General features: G+C 72.6%; 15 protein-coding genes and 1 pseudogene. 13 read left to right on the top strand and 3 right to left on the bottom strand.

The features are described 5' to 3' along the window. The first annotated feature begins 30 nt into the window (after positions 1–30). Entirely contained in the window at positions 31–639 is a 609-nt protein-coding gene (locus tag KK483_RS05105) for a sigma-70 family RNA polymerase sigma factor (protein ID WP_262004012.1), read from the top strand. Positions 640–656: 17 nt separating this feature from the next. After that, positions 657–1,166: a GNAT family N-acetyltransferase gene (locus KK483_RS05100; protein WP_262004011.1), complete on the top strand. Its 510-nt coding sequence runs from the start codon at positions 657–659 to the stop codon at positions 1,164–1,166. A 27-nt stretch (positions 1,167–1,193) separates the two neighbouring features. Here KK483_RS05100 and KK483_RS05095 read toward each other — a convergent pair whose 3' ends face one another. Together KK483_RS05095 and KK483_RS05090 are read right to left on the bottom strand one after the other, a co-directional pair. Beyond that, positions 1,194–1,637, bottom strand: a complete 444-nt coding sequence (locus KK483_RS05095; protein ID WP_262004010.1) for a hypothetical protein — start codon at positions 1,635–1,637, stop codon at positions 1,194–1,196. Positions 1,638–1,639: 2 nt separating this feature from the next. After that, on the bottom strand, positions 1,640–1,999 hold the full coding sequence (locus KK483_RS05090) for a hypothetical protein (RefSeq protein WP_262004009.1): 360 nt from the start codon (positions 1,997–1,999) through the stop codon (positions 1,640–1,642). Positions 2,000–2,070: 71 nt separating this feature from the next. Here KK483_RS05090 and KK483_RS05085 point away from each other — a divergent pair, with 71 nt between their 5' ends. The 9 genes and pseudogenes from KK483_RS05085 to KK483_RS05045 all read left to right on the top strand — a co-directional run. Continuing rightward, positions 2,071–2,730, top strand: a complete 660-nt coding sequence (locus tag KK483_RS05085; protein WP_262004008.1) for an HAD-IA family hydrolase — start codon at positions 2,071–2,073, stop codon at positions 2,728–2,730. A 391-nt stretch (positions 2,731–3,121) separates the two neighbouring features. Then, complete coding sequence (locus tag KK483_RS05080) at positions 3,122–4,198, top strand: methionine ABC transporter ATP-binding protein (RefSeq protein ID WP_262004007.1); 1,077 nt, start codon at positions 3,122–3,124, stop codon at positions 4,196–4,198. Further along, complete coding sequence (locus KK483_RS05075; RefSeq protein ID WP_262004006.1) at positions 4,195–4,863, top strand: methionine ABC transporter permease; 669 nt, start codon at positions 4,195–4,197, stop codon at positions 4,861–4,863. The genes KK483_RS05080 and KK483_RS05075 overlap by 4 nt, the downstream gene beginning before the upstream one ends. An 82-nt stretch (positions 4,864–4,945) precedes the next feature. Continuing rightward, positions 4,946–5,818: a MetQ/NlpA family ABC transporter substrate-binding protein gene (locus KK483_RS05070; protein ID WP_262004005.1), complete on the top strand. Its 873-nt coding sequence runs from the start codon at positions 4,946–4,948 to the stop codon at positions 5,816–5,818. Positions 5,819–6,002: 184 nt separating this feature from the next. Continuing rightward, positions 6,003–6,647 (top strand): GNAT family N-acetyltransferase, encoded by a 645-nt coding sequence (locus tag KK483_RS05065; protein ID WP_262004004.1) that lies wholly within the window; start codon positions 6,003–6,005, stop codon positions 6,645–6,647. A 66-nt stretch (positions 6,648–6,713) separates the two neighbouring features. Beyond that, complete coding sequence (gene cbiE, locus KK483_RS05060) at positions 6,714–7,931, top strand: precorrin-6y C5,15-methyltransferase (decarboxylating) subunit CbiE (RefSeq protein ID WP_262004003.1); 1,218 nt, start codon at positions 6,714–6,716, stop codon at positions 7,929–7,931. Positions 7,932–8,269: 338 nt separating this feature from the next. Next, on the top strand, positions 8,270–11,575 hold the full coding sequence (gene cobT / locus KK483_RS05055; protein WP_262004002.1) for a nicotinate-nucleotide--dimethylbenzimidazole phosphoribosyltransferase: 3,306 nt from the start codon (positions 8,270–8,272) through the stop codon (positions 11,573–11,575). A 766-nt stretch (positions 11,576–12,341) separates the two neighbouring features. Next, positions 12,342–13,583, top strand: coding sequence for a uroporphyrinogen-III C-methyltransferase (gene cobA, locus KK483_RS05050; protein ID WP_262004001.1), 1,242 nt, complete (start codon positions 12,342–12,344; stop codon positions 13,581–13,583). A 118-nt stretch (positions 13,584–13,701) separates the two neighbouring features. After that, positions 13,702–14,511, top strand: a pseudogene (locus tag KK483_RS05045) (TrmH family RNA methyltransferase); the annotation flags it as partial. Positions 14,512–14,569: 58 nt separating this feature from the next. On the opposite strand, the gene KK483_RS05040 reads toward KK483_RS05045, so the two are convergent. Further along, positions 14,570–15,787, bottom strand: coding sequence for a serine/threonine-protein kinase (locus KK483_RS05040; RefSeq protein ID WP_262004000.1), 1,218 nt, complete (start codon positions 15,785–15,787; stop codon positions 14,570–14,572). Positions 15,788–16,021: 234 nt separating this feature from the next. Here KK483_RS05040 and KK483_RS05035 point away from each other — a divergent pair, with 234 nt between their 5' ends. Continuing rightward, a complete protein-coding gene (locus KK483_RS05035; RefSeq protein ID WP_262003999.1) occupies positions 16,022–16,315 on the top strand; it encodes a hypothetical protein in 294 nt (97 codons plus the stop codon). A 188-nt stretch (positions 16,316–16,503) separates the two neighbouring features. After that, entirely contained in the window at positions 16,504–16,713 is a 210-nt protein-coding gene (locus KK483_RS05030; RefSeq protein ID WP_242333048.1) for a hypothetical protein, read from the top strand. Positions 16,714–16,758 lie beyond the last annotated feature (45 nt).

The following is a 16,758-nucleotide window of genomic DNA, read 5'->3' as shown; positions in this document are numbered from 1 at the left end:
GCGGCTCGCGGCGGACACGTCCCGCGGGACATGACGCTCCGTGAAACCGCCACCATCTCCACCACCATCTCCGGCACCATCACCGCCGCAGCCGTCGCCCGCGACGATGCCGGCGCTCTCGTGCGGGTGCTCCGTCCGCTCGTCCAGGCCGAGGCCCACGCCGAGGCCCACGACGGCGCCCTGGACTCCGCGGACCTCGAACAGGCCGTGTGGCTGCGTCTGCTGGAGCGTCTCGACGCCGAGGGGCCGCCCGCCGACGCGGCCGGCTGGGTGCGCGGCGCCGTGCACGAGGAGGCCCGCCGCGCCCGGCGGCGGGCCCTGCGCGAGCGCCCGTACGCCGGCGAACCGCCGACCGGACCGGCTGCCTGCCCCGAACGCGCCGCGCTCGTCGCCGAACGGCGCCGGGCGCTCCGTGCCGCCGTCGCCCGCACACCCGGACACTGCCCGCGGCTGCTGACTGCGATGCTGTCCCCCATGGACCCCACCTACCGGGAAATCGCAGGACAGTTGGGTATCTCACAAGGAAGTCTGGGGCCAATGCGTTCCCGTTGCCTGGGATGTCTGCGCAGAATGCTTCCGGCAGAGGTTGCCGCTCCTGAACTCCGGGAATGGAGCGGTAGACAACCGGGTGACAGGTGAGCGGGAGGCATGCGCACATGGGCATGAGCGTGACCATCTCAGCGGCGACGGCACAGGACGCCGAAGCCATCCTCAAGCTGCAGTACCTGTGCTACCAGACAGAGGCCGAACTCTACGGCGACTACGGCATCGAGCCGCTCACCCAGACCCTCGACGACCTGCGGGCCGAACTAGGCAGAGGCCACGCCCTGGTGGCGCGGCTCGGCGACGAGGTGATCGCCTCCGTACGCGGCGAGATCGACCAGGCCGGCACCGCGCGGATCGCCAAACTCATCGTCCACCCGCGGATGCAGCGCCACGGACTCGGCGGACGGCTCCTCGACGCCATCGAGGCGCATTTCGCGGGCGACCCCGCGGCCAAGCGCTTCCAGCTCTTCACCGGCCACCGCAGCGAGGGCAATCTGCGCCTCTACCGCAGCCACGGCTACGCACCCGTCGCGACCCGCGAGGTCGGGCCGCGGCTGACCCTCATCACGCTGGAGAAGGACGCCGCCCAGGCGCAGGGCGACTACGCCGCCAGCGCCTGACCGTGCTGCCGTACGGGCCCGCCGGTCCTACCGGCGGGCCTTGCGCAGCCACAGCATGCCCGTGACCGGCAGCAGCACGGGGATGAAGAGATAGCCCATCCCGTAGTCCGACCAGACCGTGGCGTCCGGGAAGGCGGACGGATCCGCCAGCGTCCAGGTGCCCACGGTCAGCACGCCCACCAGCTCGGCGGCGCAGCACACCAGCGCCGCCCTGCGGGCCTTCTCACCCCCGCGCACGAGGGTGTACGTGATGAACGCGTAGACCACGGCGGCGATCGCCGAGAGCGAGTAGGCGAGCGGGGCGCGCTCGTACTCGGTGGCGATCTGGTAGACCGAGCGCGAGACCGCGCCCACCGACATCACGCCGTACAGCCAGACCACCAGCAGGCCGGGACCCCGGACCAGCCGGGTCCCGGAGGGCGTGGCCGGTGCGTCGCCGGTGACGCCCGTCGTGGAGTCGGTCCCGGTCATCGTCAGCCCTTCCAGATGTCGTAGAGCCGCACTTCGAGCACGGCGAGCACCACCGCGCCCGCCGCGACCGTCACCGAACCCCAGCGGGTCCGCTCGGTCAGTGAGAGGAACCCGGCCGCGGGCACGGCGGCGAACGCGCCGAGCAGATACGAGACGAAGATCACCGAGCCCTCGTCGGCCTTCTCGCCGCGCGCCAGCTGCACGATCCCGGTCACCAGCTGCGCCAGTGCCAGCACCGTCACCACCGCCATGCCGATGAAGTGCCAGTCCTTCGTCGGCTGGTCCCGGTACGCGGCGAAGCCGCACCAGGCGGCGAGGGCGAGCGCGGCCGCGGAGACCGCGACCGTGAGGGCGTCGAGCATGCCGTCGAGCGTATTACGGGCCGAAAGGCCCGATGCGTTCGGCCCCCTGGGCGAAAGTTAGGGTCGGGGCCATGCCCGCCCTCACGACGCTCCACGCCGAAGCCCTGCTGTTCGACAACGACGGGACTCTCGTCTCGTCCCTCGAATCCGTTCACCGCTGCTGGACGCGGTGGGCGGGGGAGTACGGCATCACGGCGGAGGAGTTCGCCCGGGTCGAGCTGCACGGCCGCCCCGCCGCCGAGATCGCCGCGGATCTGCTGCCCGCCGGCGTCGTGGCGGAAGCGGTGGCCCGCATCGAGCAGCTGGAGGTCGAGGACGTGGCGGGCGGTGTCGTGCTGCTGCCGGGGACGGCCCGGCTGCTCGCCTCGCTGCCCGCCGAGCGGTGGGCCGTGGTGACCTCCGCCACCCGGCGGCTCGGCGAGGCCCGGCTGGAGGCCGTCGGCATCCGGCCCAAGACCCTCATAGCCGCCGACGACGTCAGCCGGGGCAAGCCCGACCCCGAGCCGTTCCTGCTCGCCGCCCGCAGGCTCGGTGTCGATCCGGCCCGCTGCGTGGTCTTCGAGGACGCGCCCGCCGGGCTGGCCGCGGGCCGCGCCGCCGGGATGACCACCGTGGCCTTGGCCACAACCCATGACCCCGCCGAGCTCGACGCGGACGTCGTCGTAGGCGACCTCTCCGCCGTGTCCGCGCAGGCCACGGCCAGGGGAGTGGAGATCACCGCGGCCGGCTGAGCCGTCCGTAATCCGGACCCCGGCAGTCCGTTATGCGGACACCCGAGATCCGCTCGTATGCCTGTCTGCTTTACTTGCCGCATGACCACGACGAGCAGCCGCACCCTTGCGACCGAGGCGAACACGACGCCCGGTGCTCGCTGTATGTGTCGAATGTGCGCCTTCTGAGGGCCCCTGCCTGAGTCTCGCGCCCCGAAGCGAGACCCCGGGACGGCCGAGCCGAGTCCGCCGAAGACCTGCCGGACCTCGCTCGCCCGCGCGCACGCTGCCCAACGGTCATCCGTGCCGCGCCTCGCTGTCCCGAGCCCGACGTCCCGAGCCCGACCGTTCCAAGACGACACGCCCGTGCCGGCGGAACTCGCGCCGCGCACTCGACAGTGACGGAAACCCTGTGATCACCACTACGGGCCTCACCAAGGTCTACCAGTCGCGAGGCCGCGACGTCACCGCCCTGGACGGCGTCGACCTGCACGTCCGCGAGGGCGAGGTCTTCGGCGTCATCGGCCGCAGCGGCGCCGGCAAGTCCTCCCTCATCCGCTGCGTCAACCTGCTGGAGCGCCCCACCTCCGGCACCGTGACCGTCGACGGCGTCGACCTCACTGCACTCGCCGGACGCGGCAACCGGGCCTCCAGGGAACTGCGCCAGGCGCGCAGCCGCATCGGCATGGTCTTCCAGCACTTCAACCTGCTGTCCTCGCGGACCGTCAAGGACAACGTCGAGCTCCCCCTGGAGATCCTGGGCGTCCCGCGCGCCGAGCGCTCCCGCCGCGCCCTCGAACTCCTCGACCTCGTCGGCCTCGCCGACAAGGCCAAGGCGTACCCCGGACAGCTCTCCGGCGGCCAGAAGCAGCGCGTGGGCATCGCCCGGGCGCTCGCCGGGAACCCGAAGGTACTCCTCTCGGACGAGGCCACCAGCGCCCTCGACCCCGAGACCACCCGCTCGATCCTTCACCTGCTGCGCGACCTCAACCGCCAGCTCGGCCTGACCGTCCTCCTCATCACCCACGAGATGGACGTCGTCAAGACCGTCTGCGACTCCGCCGCCCTGATGAAGCAGGGCCGGATCGTCGAGTCCGGCACGGTCGGCGAGCTGCTCGCCACCCCCGGCTCCGAGCTCGCCCACGAGCTGTTCCCGGTGACCGGGGACGCCACGGGCCAGGACCGCACGGTCGTCGACGTCACCTTCCACGGCGAGGCCGCCACCCAGCCGGTCATCTCCCAGCTCTCGCGCACGTACAACATCGACATATCGATCCTCGGCGCGGCGATGGACACCGTCGGCGGCAAGCAGATCGGGCGGATGCGCATCGAACTGCCCGGCCGGTACGACGACAACGTCGTGCCCGTCGGCTTCCTGCGCGAACAGGGCCTCCAGGTCGAGGTCGTCGAGCACGACCGGGATCCGGCGTCCGAGTCCGAGGACATCCCCGCCCCCCGCACGGAACCGGTGAAGGAGAACGCCAAGTGACCTGGTCCGAAATGGAGCCGCTGCTCACCCAGGGCACCTTCGACACCCTCTACATGGTCCTGTGGTCCACGGTCGCCACCGTGGTCGGCGGCCTCCCGCTCGGCATCCTGCTCGTCCTCACCGACAAGGGCGGACTGCTGCAGAACCTCCCGGTGAACAAGGCCGTCGGCGTGATCGTGAACATCGGCCGCTCGCTGCCGTTCATCATCCTGCTGATCGCCCTGATCCCGTTCACCACCGCGGTGGTCGGCACCTTCATCGGCCCCACGGCCATGATCGTGCCGCTCGCGGTCGGCGCCATCCCCTTCTTCGCGCGGCTCGTCGAGACGGCGGTCCGCGAGGTCGACCACGGACTGGTCGAAGCGGTCCAGTCCATGGGTGGCTCCATTCCGACGATCATCCGCAAGGTGCTGCTCCCGCAGGCCCTGCCCTCGCTCGTCGCCGCCGTCACCACCACCGTGATCGTCCTCGTCGGCTACTCGGCAATGGCGGGCGCGGTCGGCGGCGAGGGCCTCGGATCCAAGGCCGTCACCTACGGCTTCCAGCGCTTCGAGACCCAGTTCATGCTCATCACCGTCGTGATCCTGATCGCCCTCGTCACCGCTGTCCAGCTGATCGGCGACGGGATCGTACGGCTGCTGTCGCGCCGCGGCCGCACCGCCTGACCACCACCCCCGGCATCACGCCGAACCAAGCCCGCACTCCTTGTCCGGGCGCAGTCCGCACCACCAGAAAGAGGCACTTTTCGTGCGTAACTCGCGTAAGAACATCAAGGTCACCGCGGCCTTCGCCGCCACCACCGCACTCGCCCTCGGCCTCACCGCCTGCGGCACCTCCTCCGACCCGGGCGCGGGCGCCGCGTCCGGCGACAAGGCCGCCGAGTCCAAGCCGCTCGTCGTCGCCGCGTCCCCGACGCCGCACGCCGACATCCTGAACTTCGTCAAGGACAACCTCGCGGAGAAGGCCGGCCTCAAGCTGGAGGTCAAGGAGTTCACCGACTACGTCCTGCCGAACACCGCCACCCAGCAGGGCCAGGTCGACGCCAACTTCTTCCAGCACAAGCCGTACCTGGACGACTTCAACAAGAAGAACGAGACGACCATCGTCCCGGTCGTCAACGTCCACCTGGAGCCGCTCGGCCTCTACTCCAAGAAGGTCAAGAGCCTCAAGGACATCAAGGCCGGCCAGACCATCGCCGTCCCCAACGACACCACCAACGAGGGCCGCTCCCTCCAGCTGCTCGCCGCGAACGGCCTCATCACCATCAAGCCGGGCGTCGGCACCAACGCCAAGCTCTCCGACATCACCGACAGGAAGGGCCTGGAGTTCAAGGAGCTGGAGGCCGCCACCGTGCCCCGCGCCCTGAACGACGTCGACGCCGCCGTCATCAACGGCAACTACGCCATCGAGGCCGACCTCAAGCCCGCCGAGGACTCCCTGGCGCTGGAGAAGGCGGAGGGCAACCCCTACGCCAACTTCCTCGCCGTCAGGCAGGGCAACGAGAAGGACCCGCGCGTCGAGAAGCTCGCGAGGCTCCTCAACTCGCCCGAGGTGAAGAAGTACATCGAGGACACCTACGACGGCTCGGTCGTCCCGGCCTTCGGCGCCCCCGCCGCGTAAGCACGTCAGGGCACCCCGAGGCCCGGTCCTGAGGGCCCCGCACACCTCGTGGTGGGCGGGGCCCTCCGCGTATCCACCGGGGTTGGCGACCCGGCCATGCACATCTCCCACCCGATGCTGCATGCTGTGCCTTTACGGCCCTCACGACTTCTCGACTTGACGACGTTGCACGACGGTCCTCGGCATGGAGCTGCGCATGACTACCACCTTTCCGTCCATCTCCATCAGCACGGAGCGGTTGGTGCTGCGCCCCTTCGAGGACGCCGACGTCCCGGCGCTCGCCGAGATGATGAACGACGAGCTGACCACCGCCTGGACCACCGCCCCGCACCCCTACACCGAGCAGGACGCCGAGGCATGGGTGCGCGGGACCGCTCCCGCGGAGCGCACCGAGGGCCGCGGCATCGTCTTCGCCGTCACCGAGTTCCTCACCCAGCGGCTCGTGGGCATCACCCGTCTGCAGAACACCGACTGGCGGATCCTCGCCACCGAGGCGGCCTACATCACCGCCCCCTGGGCCCGCGGCGAGGGCTACGCCACCGAATCCATGCTCGCCGTCGCCCAGTGGCTCTTCCGCGACCAGAAGTTCGAACGGCTGGAGATCCGCACAGCCGCCGACAACACCGCGTCCCAGCAGGTCGCCCAGAAGATCGGCTCCATCAGCGAGGGCGTCCTGCGCAACGCCTGGATAGCGCGCATCCGCACCGACGACGGCTGGGCGGACACCAGGACCGACCTGATCGTCTGGAGCCTGCTCCCCGAGGACCTCGACGGCGTCGCCGACCAGATGGCCGATGCCGGATATTCCTCCTTCGCCGACTGGAACTGATACCAGGTACGCTCACGACCTGCGTCAACACCAGCGACCCCAGCGAACTCCAGGAGACAGACGACGATGGCCGACCGGGTCACGGTGATCGGCTGGGACGGTTCCCCCCTGACCGCGGCCGCCAGGTCAGCCCTTTCCGCCGCCACACTCGTCGCCGGCGCCGCCCACCACCTGGCGCTCCCCGAGGTGCCCGCGGGCGCGGAGCGCATCCGCCTCGGCAGCGTCGACCTCGCCGCCCGCCGCATCGCCGGACACCGCGGCAGCCCCGTCGTCCTCGCCGACGGAGACCCCGGCTTCTTCGGGGTCGTACGAACCCTGCGCGCACCCCAGTACGGACTCGAGGTCGAGGTCGTCCCCGCGGTCTCCTCCGTCGCCACCGCCTTCGCCCGCGCCGGAATGCCCTGGGACGACGCCCAGGTCGTCGTCGCCCACCAGCGCACCCTCCGGCGGGCCGTCAACGTCTGCCGCGCCCACACCAAGGTCGCCGTCCTCACCTCGCCCGGCGCCGGCCCCGTCGAGCTCGCCCTGCTCCTCGACGGCGTCCACCGCACCTTCGTCATCTGCGAGGAGCTCGGCACCGAGCGCGAGCAGGTCACCGTCCTGACCTCCGACAAGGTCGCCGACCACAGCTGGCGCGACCCGAACGTCGTCATCGTCATCGGCGGCGCCGCCTCCGTCTCGGGCGGAGGCTGGGTCGCCGCGCGCGAGCCCGGCTACCCGCCGGCCGCACGGGGCTGGGCGCTCACCCCCGAGCAGGGCCGCCACCCCGTCGGCGAGGGCGAATCGGCCCAGCTGCGTGCCGCACAGCTCGCCCGAACCGGGCCCCGCCTCGGCGACCTCGTCTGGGACATCGGCTGCGGCAGCGGGGAGTTCGCCGCCGACGCCGCCCGGTTCGGCGCCGCCGTCATCGCCGTCGACGACGACCCGGCCGCCTGCATCCGCACCGACGCGGCCGCGCGCCGGTACGGGGTCCAGCTCCACACCGTTCAGGGCCGTGCGCCGCATGTGCTGGAGCGGCTGCCCGAGCCCGATGTCGTACGCATCGGGGGCGGCGGCGCCCTCGTCGTCACCGCCTGCGCCGACCGGCGCCCGGAACGCATCGTCGCCCACGCCTCCACGCGCGACGAGGCCGAGGCGATCGGCGCCGCCCTCGCCGACGGCGGCTACGCGGTGTCCTGTTCACTGCTCCAGTCCGTCGAGCTGGACCCCGCCGACGCCTGGGCCGAACGCGAGCGCGCGGTCGTCTTCCTGCTCTCCGGGCACCGGCGGGACCACGCCCCCTGACCCGGCCCCGCACGGTGGCGCGGTAAGCTGGCCGACTGTTGTACCGCAACCGGTGGGGCGTCGATTCGTTCGCCAAAATCCGGAAAAGGGGACCGTTTTGGGTTCGCCTGTGGTACGGCGCGACCGGGGGACGCGCGACGTGGCGCAGTCCACAGCGCACCGTGGCGGAACCTGCTGCCGCGGAGGCGAACGCCCACGACAATGCTTGGTGTCCGTGGGCTTCGTGCCGCGCGGCGCACACGCTCGTTCTTGTTGTGAGACGGGCGCCGTGCGTGTGCCGCGATCGGGCGCCCCGGGCGAAGGTCTGAAGGAGCACAACCGATGGGCGAGGGGTACGCATGACTGACACCGGCCAGGTCCCGGGCGAGGGGCTGCCGGAGAACGCAGGCATGGTGGAGCAGCCGGGCATCCCCGCTCCTGGCGCGTACACCTTCCTGGACCCCTCCGGGAGCGGAGCCGAGCCCGTCGGCGAAGAGGACGATCTGCTGCTGATGCCGGGCGCGCAGGGCGCGTGGAGCGAACCGCACGCGGTCGCGCAGGCCGTGCACTCCGCGCCGGTCGCCGCCGCGGCGCACTACCACGCGCATGCCACGGCCCAGGCCATGGCTCCGGTCGCGCAGCTGCCTCCGGACGGTGCGGCTCCGGGCGCTGCCGCGGCGGCGGTCCAGGCCGCGGTGCAGCACGTGGCCGCCCAGCCGGTGGCGCCCGCGCCCGAGCCGCTCTTGGCCGAGCCGCTCCTGGCCGAGCCGGCTCCGGCGGTGCCGTCCGTGCTGTCGGCGCCGGAGGGTCCCATGATCGCCGAGACCCCCGTCGCGGCGGTGGCGCCGGAGCCGGTGGCGCAGGAGCCTCTGGCGCCGGAGCCCGTGATGCCGGTGCCGGTGCCGGTGCCGGTCGCCCACGAGCCCGCGCCCGAGCCTGTCGTGGCGGATCACGTCAACGCGCAGCAGGCCGTGCCCGAACCGTTCGTGCACGAGGCCGGGGCGCACGAGGCGGGCGGCCGGGACTCCGGCTCCCTCGACCTCGGCGGCGTACGCATCCCGCCGCCCGCCACCGCTCCCACCCCGTCGCCGGCGCGCCGCCCGCTCCACATGGGCCCGCCCGTGCCCGACGCCACCGGTGGCGTCGTACGCTCGCTCTCCGACCGGGGCCCGGCCGATACGCCGCCGCACCCCATGACCGTCCGTTACCCGAGCCCGCCGACCACCGGGCCCGAGTACCTCGACGTACCGCGTGACGAGCCCGCGGCCCCCGCCGTGCCGCAGGTCGCCGACGTGCCGGCGCAGGGAGCGGCCCCGTGGTCGCCCGCGCCCATCGAGCCTGTCGCCGCGGCGCCGGCAGAAACGGTCGTTCCGGAGCCCGTGGAGGCGCTCGCGGCGGCCGTGGAGCCCGCTCCCGTGGGGCAGTTCGTGCCCGTGGAGGGCTCCCTGCCGACCACCCCGCACCTCGCCCCGACGCCGGTCGCCGTGATGATTCCGGCCGAGGAGGAGCCCGCCGCCGCGCCCGAGCCGGAGGCCGCCGTCGAGGAGCCGGCGCCCGTGGCCACCGAGGAGCCCGAGGCCGTCGTCGTCGTACCCGCGCCGCGGGGTGACGACGGCGGCGACGACGTGCCCGCGGAGGAGCCCGTCAGCACAGGTGGCGAGCCCGAGCCGCTCGACGAACCTGCCGAGCCGCAGACGTTCGTGGACATCGAGCCCGAGCCCGAGCCCGAGCCCGAGCCCGAGCCGGAGCCCGAGCCCGAGCCCGAAGCCGTGGCCGTGATTGAACCCGAGCCCGAGCCCGAGCCCGAGGCCGTGCCCGAGCCCCGGACCGACGTCGCGCCCGAGCCCGAAGCCGTTGAAGAACCGGTGGCCGTTGCTGAACCGGTCACCGCGGTCGCCGAAGCCGAAGCCGAAGCCGACATCGACAACGGCAGCGCCGCGGCACCGGGGTACGACGACGCCGAACGCGAGGCCGTCCTGCGCGTGATGCGCGAGCGCCGCGACATCCGCAACGGCTTCCGCTCCGACCCCATCCCGCACGAGGTGCTGCTCCGGGTCCTCGAAGCAGCGCACACCGCGCCCAGCGTCGGCCACTCCCAGCCGTGGGACTTCGTCGTCATCCGCTCCGCGGAGACGCGCCGCACGATGCACGAACTGGCGCAGCGTCAGCGCGAGGCGTACGCCAAGTCGCTGCCCAAGGGCCGTGCGAAGCAGTTCAAGGAACTGAAGATCGAGGCCATCCTCGAAACTCCGGTGAACATCGTGGTCACCGCCGACCCGACCCGCGGCGGACGCCACACGCTCGGCCGGCACACCCAGCCGCAGATGGCCCCGTACTCCTCCGCGCTCGCGGTCGAGAACCTGTGGCTCGCCGCGCGCGCCGAGGGACTCGGGGTGGGCTGGGTCAGCTTCTTCGACGAGCGCGAGATGGTCCGCGCGCTCGGCCTGCCGGAGCACCTGGAAGTCGTCGCCTACCTGTGCGTCGGTTACGTCGACGAGTTCCCCGAGGAGCCCGAGCTGATGCAGGCGGGCTGGTCGAAGCGCCGCCCGCTGGCCTGGGTCGTCCACGAGGAGACGTACGGCCGCCGCGCCCTGCCCGGCGAGGAGCCGCACGACCTCCTCCAGGAGACCGTCGCCAACATCCGCCCGCTGGACGCCAAGGCGCTTGGCGAGGCGTGGGAACGGCAGAAGCGGATGACCAAGCCCGCCGGCGCGCTCGGCATGCTGGAGATCATCTCCGCTCAGCTCGCCGGGCTCTCCAGGATGTGCCCGCCGCCGATCCCGGAGCCCGCGGCCGTCGCGATCTTCGCGGGCGACCACGGGGTGCACGCCCAGGGCGTCACGGCGTGGCCCCAGGAGGTGACCGGCCAGATGGTCGCGAACTTCCTCGGCGGGGGAGCGGTGTGCAACGCCTTCGCCAACCAGGTCGGCGCGGAGGTCTGCGTCATCGACGTCGGCGTCGCGTCCGACCTCCCCGCCACGCCGGGCCTCCTGCCGCGCAAGGTCCGCCCCGGCACCGCCGACTTCACCACCGGCGCCGCGCTCACCCGCGAGGAGGTCCTGGCCGCGATCGAGGTCGGCATCGAGACCGCCCGCGATCTGGTCGCCGCCGGTAACAAGGCGCTGCTCACCGGGGAGATGGGCATCGCCAACACGACGGTGTCGGCGGCGCTGATCTCCGTCTACACCGGCGTGGACCCGGTGGAGGTGACGGGGCGCGGCACCGGGATCAACGACGAGATGCACGCGCGCAAGGTCGACGTCGTCCGGCGCGCGCTGGAACTCCACCGGCCCGACCCGGCCGACCCGATCGGCGTCCTCGCGGCGGTGGGCGGCCTGGAGCACGCGGCGCTGGTCGGCTTCATCCTCGGCGCCGCGTCACTGCGTACGCCGGTCGTGCTGGACGGCGTCTCGGCGGGCGCGGCGGCGCTGGTGGCCCGGGCGGTCGCGCCCGAGGCCCTCGCCGCCTGCATCGCGGGCCACCGCAGCGCGGAGCCGGGTCACGTGGCCGCCCTCAACAAGCTGGGCCTGCGCCCCTTGGTCGACCTCGACCTCCGCCTCGGCGAGGGCACCGGCGCGCTGCTGGCACTCCCGGTGGTCCAGAGCGCGGCGCGCGCGATGCACGAGGTGGCGACGTTCGACTCGGCGGGCGTCACGGAGAAGTAGAACGCGTGGGGTTGCCCGGTGTCGGGTGGGCACCCGGGGTGTTTGTCCTCAAGCGCCGGACGGGCTGGGGGTGTGTCCGGTGGGTGGTGCGGTTCGGGGCCCCTCCGGGCTCGACTCCTCGGAGGCGGCGGCGTACAGGTTCCACCAGGTTGCGAGCCCGGTGCCTGCCGCCGTCTCCTGCGGGGCCGACCCTGCACGGCCCCGCCCCGGCGCCGCCCCCGGGCGCGGGCGGGTGGGTGGTTGTCGCACCCGCGGGTTTTTGCCCGTCTGCGGGCCGGTGGGTGGTTTGTGCCCACCCGTCCCGCCCCAGCGGGACGGGTGCCCACAAACCGTGAGGTGGCCGCCTGGTTTGTGGGCAGGCGTTCCGCAGGGCGGGACGGGTGGGCACAACCCGACCACCGGGGTCGGCCACCGCCGGTGACCTGGCCCGGGGGGCGCGGAGGGGTCGGGTTCGGGACACTCAAGCGTGATTTGTGGCACGCAACACGCACGGCACGTACATAACCCCGGGTGGCGTGCCGTAAATCATGCCGTCCCGAATACGAGCCCCGCAGCGCCACCCGGACGGCAACCACCCGCCACCGGGTGACCCCAACACACCCAGCCCGTTCGGCGCTTGAGGACACAAACCCCCGGCCCAGCAACCGCCCCCGGACGCCCCCGCCCCGCACCCCGTATCGTGGTCCGGAGGACCTCATCCCCGTTCCCACCAGCCGCTTCACCGTCGCAGCGGCCCCGCACCGCCGCCCCGAGGAGCCGCACCGCCATGGTTGAGCACGCCGAACACGCCGAGCGTCCCGCCTACCCCGTAGGGCTCCGCCTCGCGGGACGGCGCGTCGTCGTCATCGGCGGCGGTCAGGTGGCCCAGCGCCGCCTCCCGGCGCTCATCGCGGCCGGCGCCGAGATCACCCTGGTCTCCCCGTCCGCGACCCCCTCCGTCGAGGCCATGGCGGAGGCCGGCGAGATCACCTGGACCAGGCGCCGCTATCAGGACGGGGACCTCGACGGCGCCTGGTACGTGCTGGTCGCCACCTCCGACCCCGCGGCCAACGGCGCCGCCTCCGCGGAGGCCGAGCGCACCAGGACCTGGTGCGTACGCTCCGACGACGCCGAGGCGGCCACCGCCTGGACCCCGGCCGCCGGCCGCAGCGAGGGTGTCACCGTCGCGGTCCTCACCGGCAAGGACCCCCGCCGCTCCGCGGCCGTACGCGACGCGATCGTCGAGGGCCTCCGCGACGGCTCGCTCGCCGCCCCGCACCACCGCGCCCGCGCCCGGGCCCCGTTCGTCGCGCTGGTCGGCGGCGGCCCCGGCGACCCGGACCTGATCACGGTCCGCGGCCGTCGACTCCTCGCCGAGGCCGATGTCGTCATCGCCGACCGCCTCGGCCCCCGCGATCTGCTCGACGAACTCCCGCCGCACGTCGAGGTGATCGACGCCGCGAAGATCCCGTACGGCCGTTTCATGGCCCAGGAGGCCATCAACAACGCCCTCATCGAGCACGCCAAGGCGGGCAGGTCCGTCGTCCGTCTGAAGGGCGGCGACCCGTTCGTCTTCGGACGTGGCATGGAGGAGGCCCAGGCCCTGGCCGAAGCGGGTATCGCCTGCACGGTAGTGCCCGGAATCTCCAGCTCCATCTCCGTCCCCGGCGCCGCCGGGATCCCGGTCACGCACCGGGGTGTGGCCCATGAGTTCACGGTCGTCAGCGGCCACGTCGCGCCCGGCGACCCGCGCTCGCTCGTCGACTGGGAGTCGCTCGCCAAGCTGCGCGGCACGCTCGTGATTCTGATGGGCGTCGACAAGATCGGCGCGATCGCGGAGGCGCTCGTCGCCCACGGCAAGGCGCCCGACACCCCGATGGCCCTGATCCAGGAGGGCACGACCGCTTCCCAGCGCCGGGTCGACGCCACGCTCGCGACGGTGGCCGAGCGCGTGAGGTCGGCGGATGTGCGTCCGCCCGCGGTCATCGTCATCGGCGATGTCGTCGCCCTCGGCACCCCCCAGAGGTAGCCACCGCTCGGCACGCCCCGCATCGCGCGGCACGCCCCCGCCGCCCTCCCCCTGCGTCGCCCCGCACCAACCCGTAGCAACCGTTGGCACCACCTCCAGGACAAGGCAGTATCACCCTGTGGCTGATCTCATCACCGTCGACGATCCCGACGACCCGCGGCTGGGCGACTACACGGGCCTGACCGACGTCGAGCTGCGCCGCAAGCGCGAGCCCGCCGAGGGCCTCTTCATCGCCGAGGGCGAGAAGGTCATCCGTCGTGCCAAGCACGCCGGTTACGAGATGCGCTCGATGCTGCTCTCCGCCAAGTGGGTCGACGTCATGCGCGATGTGATCGACGAGGTCCCGGCCCCGGTCTACGCCGTGAGCCCGGACCTCGCCGAACGCGTCACCGGCTACCACGTGCACCGCGGAGCCCTCGCTTCGATGCAGCGGAAGCCGCTGCCGACGGCGGACGAACTGCTCCAGAGCACCCGCCGCGTCGTCATCATGGAATCGGTGAACGACCACACGAACATCGGTGCGATCTTCCGCAGCGCCGCCGCGCTCGGCATGGACGCCGTCCTGCTCTCACCGGACTGCGCGGACCCGCTCTACCGCCGCTCGGTGAAGGTGTCCATGGGAGCCGTCTTCTCCGTCCCGTACGCCCGTCTCGAAACCTGGCCCAAGGGCCTGGAAACGGTACGCGAGGCAGGCTTCAAGCTGCTCGCCCTCACCCCGGACGAGAAGGCGTCGCCGATCGACGAGGCGGCCCCGCACCGGCTCGACCGCGTCGCGCTGATGCTCGGCGCGGAGGGCGACGGGCTGTCGACGCAGGCACTGATAGCCGCGGACGAATGGGTACGCATCCCCATGGCGCACGGCGTGGACTCGCTGAACGTGGGCGCGGCCGCGGCCGTCGCGTTCTACGCGGTCGCGACGGGCCGCCCGGCTCTCCAGGACCGCAGAGAGGACCGCACAGAGGACCGTGCGGAGGACAGGACCGGCACTAACCCCTCAGGCCCTGGGCCAGCGTGATCCCCAGCGCCACCACCAGAGTGACGACCACGAACACGAAGATCCGCTGACGCAGCAGCCGCGGGTTGGCGGGCCTGCGGCCGGCTGAGGTCGTGCGGGACCCGGGGCGGGACGCGGCGCCGCGGCCGGCCGTACCCGTGCCGCCGCCCCGGGAGTGGGCCTGCGGCGGGCGCGGACCGCCGGGGCGCGAGCCGCCTGTGCGCGGCGCCGACGGGCGCGACACCCGCTCACGTGGCGCGGGAGCCCCCGAGGCCCCCGCGGCACGTCCCTGGGTGTTCCGTTCCGTGTACCGCGCGGTGTGCCGCTCCGGCGACAGGCCCTGCTCCACCCGCTCGCGCTGGGCGGGCGGCCGGGCCTCCGGCAGCCCCTGCGCCTCGCGCGCCGCGATCTCCTTCAGCCGCATCGACAGCTGAAGCGTGCTCGGGCGCTGCTCCGGGTCCTTCGCCAGGCACGCCCGCAGCAGCGGAGCCAGTGCGTCCGGTACGCCGTACAGCTGCGGCTCCTCGTGCACCACCCGGTAGAGCATGACCTCGGAACTGCCGTGCCCGAAGGGGGAGTCGCCGGTCGCGGCGTACGCGAGCGTGGCCCCCAGGGAGAAGACGTCGGTCGCGGGCGTCACCACGGCGCCGCGCACCTGCTCGGGGGCGAGGAAACCGGGTGAGCCCACCGCCGTGCCGACATGCGTGAGCGTGGACGCCCCGGTCGCCCAGGCGATGCCGAAGTCGATGATCCGGGGGCCCTTGGGGGAGAGGAGGATGTTCGACGGCTTCAGATCCCGGTGGACGACCCCGGCCTCGTGGACAGCCACCAGGCCCTCGGACAGGGCCGCGCCGATCGCGGCGGTGTCGGCCGCGGACAGCGGGCCCTCCTCCGCGACCTTGTCGTGCAGTGAGGGCCCGGGCACGTACTGCGTGGCGAACCAGGGCCGGTCGGCCTCCAGATCGGCGGCGACCAGCCGGGCCGTACAGCCGCCCCGGATCCGCCGGGCGGCGGACACCTCGCGGGCGAACCGCGAGCGGAACTCCTGATCCTCCGCCAGGTCCGGCCGGATCACCTTCAGCGCCACCCGCTGGCCACGGCGGTCGGAACCGAGGTACACGACCCCCATCCCGCCCGCACCGAGCCGCCGGTGCAGCCTGAACGAGCCGACGACACGCGGGTCCTCGCGCCGGAGCCGCATCATCGCCATGTCCGTCCCCATACCTACGGTGGGAAGAACCCACCCCCGCAGCCGCGGATATCCGTTTGACGTGGCACAGCTTACGTACCCGTAGCCCGGTCCGCTCATAGGCCGCGCCCTCGCGGGGCGATCGATTGTCAGTGCCCGGTGGGAGACTTGAGGAGTGGTCAGAAGGGGGCGGGATCCTGGCCCCGTGACCTGTGTGCGATTCCAATGGTCCGTCACAGAAGGGGGATTGGATCGATGAAGGGTGACCGCGTGGAGATAGTCGTGGACGCGGGTGACACGACACGGACGTACGAAGTGGTGGCAAGCCGGGCGGGGCGCCGGGTGGAGACGGCGGTGCGGCGGGGGGTGGTGGAAGTGAGCGAAGTCACGCGCACCGGTGCGGTGGTGCGGACGGCCCGCTTCATGGCCAATCGGGTGCTGGCCCTGGTCGAGCAGCCGATGCCCGCCGCGGCGCCGGGTGAGGTGCCCGGCACGGCGCCCGGCGAGGCCCGCGGTGGGCGTCCCCTCCGGGAAGACCCCCAGACCTAGGTCCCTTTCTCCACCCAGGGGAGTACGTGCACGGCGGACGGCTCATCCTCCTGGAGGCCCGGCAATAGGTACGCGGGCATGACGCCCCCGGCCCGCCATGTCCCTAGTGTTGAGGTCAAGCGGCGAGTGCAGCACTCGTCCCCCGAGGTCAGACACTCGCCGCCGCAGACCACGACAGGAGAGGACCGATGGCGGACACGGCATCGCGGACCATGTTCCGTACGCAGGGGCGCAAGGCTTCCGCGGCGTTCGGCGCCCGCGTCCCGTCCGGCCGGCGCCACCCGCTGGTGGCCACGGCCATGGTGCTCCCTCTCGCGACACTGCTCGTCGTCGCCTTCGGCGGCTGGGAAGCGGTGGTCACACAGGCGTCGTCCGTGGGCGTGATGCTGGGGCGCTGAGCGGCGCCCCGGATCCGGGAGAGCGGCCCGGGTCGGGGACATCCC

Origin of the sequence: Streptomyces sp. FIT100 (assembly GCF_024584805.1) — a bacterium.
GTDB lineage: Bacteria > Actinomycetota > Actinomycetes > Streptomycetales > Streptomycetaceae > Streptomyces.
The sequence above is the reverse complement of the archived record's forward strand: the minus strand, read 5'-3'. Positions and strand labels throughout refer to the sequence as shown.